This window comes from Trueperaceae bacterium, assembly GCA_031581195.1.
GTDB lineage: Bacteria > Deinococcota > Deinococci > Deinococcales > Trueperaceae > SLSQ01.
The window spans coordinates 1-2,257 of sequence record JAVLCF010000195.1 but is presented as its reverse complement, the minus strand read 5'-3'; the positions used below and the strand labels follow the sequence as shown (position 1 = coordinate 2,257).

Genomic DNA, 2,257 nt, shown 5'->3' with positions numbered 1-2,257 from the left:
CGGACGCCCTCGCCGACGCCGTCGCGTGGATCGACGACGCGAACGCCCTGCTGCGCGACCGCATCGCGGACGCCCCCCTCGACGCCCTCCGCCTGGGGGCGCGGACGTGGCGGGTCTACGAACGCCTCGGCCAGGGCCCGTTCGCCGAACGGTTCCTCCGCGCCACCGCGGACGCCCACGCCCACGCCCTGCCCGCCGACGCACGCGCGGACGTGGCCACCGCCCTCGGGGGGTTGGCGATGGACGCCGGGCGTCCTGGGGACGCCCGGCACGCCTTCGCCGACGCCCTCGCCGCACGACGCGCGGAGGGCGACGACGCGAAGGTCGCGCGGGCCCTGATGAACCTCGCCGCCGCCGACGGCGCGCGAGGCGCACCCGACGCCGCCCTCGACGACCTCGACGAGGCGGCGAGCTTGGCGCACGGCGTGCGCGACCCCTGGCTCGTTGCGGCGTGCGAAACGAACCGCGGGCACCTGAAGGCGGAGCTCCGCGACATGGAGGGCGCCTGCGCCGCGTACGCCCGCTCGGCGACCGCCTTCCACGCCGCGGGCGACGCGATCGGGGAGGCCAGCGCCCACGTCGGGCACGCGCAGGCGTGCCTCGCGCGCGGCGACGTCGCGCAGCTCACCGACGCGATCGCGAAGCTGGACGCCACCCTCGCGCGGTACGGCACCCCGCACGGCCTCGGGGTGCTCCGCTCCACGCTCGAGGCGCTGCGGGAGGCGTTGATCGGGCACGAGCGGCCGCACCTGGCGAAGCGGGTCGGCCACCTCGTCGCGACGTACCTCCCCCGGCCCGACGCCCTCGGCTGAGGCTCAGGGGAACGACAGGCCCGGGCGCTCCTCGATCTCCACGGTCCGGCGCTCCGGCACGATGCGCGCTTCGACGGGCGTCGGTTCGGTCCCATGCACCTCGACGGTGAGCGTCTCCGGTTCGACGCGGAAGAACTCTAAGTCGGCGTCGTCGACGACTTCCACCCGGTACGTCCCCGGGTACATGCGGTCCAGTTCGAAGGTGCCGTCGGGCTCGCTGGTCGTCCGGTACGAGCGAGCGTCGTTGCGTACGATGATCGTCCGTCCGCCGACCACCTGCGGATCGAGGTCACGCTGGCCGGTCCCGAACACGACGTCCTCGCCCACGTCGGTCGGAGGCTCGTCGTACACGAGGCGCCCGCGGACGCCGGTCGCTTCGACGAGTTGGAAGGCCAGCTCAACCGGTTCGCCCGACGCCAGCACGACGTCCTGGACGGGGTTCGGGGCGACCAACATGCCCGACGGGATGCGGGTGGTGTCGACGAACACGGTCGCGGGCCCGACCGGCAGGACGTCGCTACCGAAGGTTCCGTCCTCGTCGGTGACGAGCTCGCGTTCGTCGACCCGCACCACGACGTTCGGCAGTGGAGCGCCGTCGGGCCCCAGGATGCGCCCCTCGAGCCGCCCGAGATCGGAGCGGTACGAGACGGGCACGTCGGTCCGGTAGGACCATCCCGCGCGCGCCGTGAACGTTGTCGAGACCGCCCCGTCCCGTTCGTGCCGCACGCCGCCCGACAGATCGAGCCGTCCGAACCTCGAGTCCAGGGTTCCGCGCACGTCGGCGGAGACGGTATCAAGCCACCGGTCGCCACCCGCGACGGACACCTCGACGGGGACCCATCCGAACGGTCGCACCGTGGTCGCGTATCCGTAGCCGACGTCCAGCGACGCCCCCCCGTCGCGCCACGGTTCGACGTCGAAGCGCGCCGTCCCCCCGAACGCTCGAACCGACCCACCGACGCGGAGCTGGCGATCGGGGTCGCAGTCCGGACGGCACGCGTCGACGGGGAGACCGGTGCGGTAGCGCGCCGACAGGGCCACGTCGAGCGCGTCGATCTCGACGTTCCGGAGCGTCGTGCTCAGTTCGGCCTCACGGTCTCGCACGACGCCGGCGACCACGGTTCGGTCCCGTGACGTGCGCACGTCTACGTCCCCCCACGCGCGCGGCAGCCGGAGCGTCGCGGCCCATCCATCGACGTGGCGCACCGCCTGCGTGGCCTCGAGGGGGAGGGCGGTCGCCCGTCGGACGCTCGTGCGCAGGTCCCATCCCTCCGCACGGAGGTCGAGGTCGGCGTCCCACGACTCCTTGACGGACAGGGGGACGTCGGCCCGCACGCGGACGGTGTGCTCGTAGCTGACGCCCCCCGACAGGCGCCCCGCCCCCCACCGTGCCTCGTGGTCGCGGGCGGGGGGGCGGTAGCGGTACGTCTGCCGTCGGACGCGCG

Annotated in this window: 2 protein-coding genes; one reads left to right on the top strand and one right to left on the bottom strand. The window is 74.2% G+C overall.

What is annotated here, in order from left to right; translation table 11 throughout:
* A partial coding sequence (locus RI554_11340; GenBank protein MDR9392608.1) for a hypothetical protein occupies positions 1-812 on the top strand: 812 nt, incomplete at its 5' end.
* A 3-nt stretch (positions 813-815) separates the two neighbouring features.
* Here RI554_11340 and RI554_11335 read toward each other — a convergent pair.
* The coding region (locus RI554_11335; GenBank protein MDR9392607.1) for a carboxypeptidase-like regulatory domain-containing protein at positions 816-2,257 on the bottom strand (1,442 nt) is incomplete at its 5' end.